Source organism: Butyricicoccus sp. AF18-9LB (assembly GCF_027684505.1).
GTDB classification, from domain to species: Bacteria; Bacillota; Clostridia; order Oscillospirales; family Butyricicoccaceae; genus Agathobaculum; species Agathobaculum butyriciproducens.
In genome coordinates, this window is record NZ_JAQCWA010000053.1 from 1011 (window position 1) to 2564 (window position 1554).

The 1554-nt window shown below is 45.4% G+C and carries 1 protein-coding gene; it reads left to right on the forward strand.

Annotation, left to right across the window (positions count from 1 at the left end):
- Nucleotides 1-201 precede the first annotated feature (201 nt).
- Nucleotides 202-1554, forward strand: a 1353-nt coding sequence (locus PGY33_RS14195) for a reverse transcriptase/maturase family protein (protein ID WP_270479191.1), incomplete at its 3' end; no start/stop codon positions are given.

Sequence of the window (1554 nt, forward strand, 5' to 3'; positions counted from 1 at the left end):
CCGGAACGCCGGAACTATCCGGCTATGCGTAATGCCGCAAGGCGATAAATTTCAAGGGGTAAAAACCCAAGAAAGATGACGATGAATATCCGGCATGGCAACGGAGCCTCCGTAGTAGTCCGAGGGCGGGAAAGCCGTCTACATGGCGAAGGGAGGCAGGATGTCAACCAATTCATAAAAAGGAAAGGTGCGTGAGGCATTATGAGAAGTCCTGAAAATGTGTTGGAAAGCCTAAAATCCAAGGCGTGTAACAAGAGTTACAAGTACGAGCGGTTATACCGCAACCTGTACAATCCACAATTCTATCTGCTGGCATATCAGCGGATACAGGCGAAACCAGGCAACATGACAGCCGGAACAGACGGCAAAACCATTGACGGAATGGGAATGGCAAGGATAAACGCCCTCATTGAAAAGATGCGGGATTTTAGTTATCAGCCTAACCCGGCAAGGAGAACGTATATTCCGAAATCCAATGGGAAAATGCGTCCTCTGGGAATACCGTCATTCGACGATAAACTGATACAGGAGGTGGTGCGGCTCATCTTAGAGAGTATTTATGAGCCAACCTTTAGCGACTATTCCCACGGTTTCCGTATAAACAGAAGCTGTCATACGGCACTCAAATATGTGCAGAAATATTTTACGGGGACAAAGTGGTTCGTTGAGGGAGATATAAAGGGCTGTTTTGACAACGTAGACCATCATGTGTTGATTGCTATTTTGCGAAAGCGGATTGCAGATGAATATTTCATCGGTCTGCTCTGGAAGTTCTTGAAAGCTGGATATATGGAGGATTGGAATTATCACAATACTTATTCCGGCACTCCGCAAGGCTCCATCATCAGCCCTATCCTGGCAAACATCTACATGAACGAACTGGACAGTTATATGGCAGAGTATGCAGAGAAATTCAACTGCGGAAACCGCCGTAAAATCAATCCTGCGTTCAAGAAGAAATTGGATGTCTGCCGTGGGAAAGAACAAAGGCTTAAAAGAAATATCTCTAAAATGAGCGTGGAAGAAAAAGAGGGCTTAATTGCAGAAATCCGGGAACTGCGGCGTAGTCTGAAATCTATACCGTATAGCGACCAGATGGACGATAGCTATAAACGGCTTTGCTATATCCGATACGCCGATGATTTCTTAATCGGAGTTATCGGCAGCAAAGAGGACGCAGAACAGATTAAACAAGATGTAGGCTGCTTTATCCGGGACAAACTCCATCTGGAAATGTCCGAGGAAAAGACATTGATTACTCATGGACACGACGCTGCGAAGTTCTTGGGATATGAGGTCACAATCGCCAAAGGCGAACACAACAAAAAGACCAAAACCGGGGCTACCAGACGGGTAAACAATGGAAAAGTCTTACTTTATGTTCCCCATGATAAGTGGGTAAAACGACTGTTCTCCTACAATGCCCTCAAGATTAAATACGACAAACAAAATGGAAACAAAGAGGTTTGGGAGTCTGTCCGGCGCACTCGCCTGTTGCACTTGGACGATTTGGAAATCCTAAACCAATACAACGCAGAAATCCGTGGATTGTAT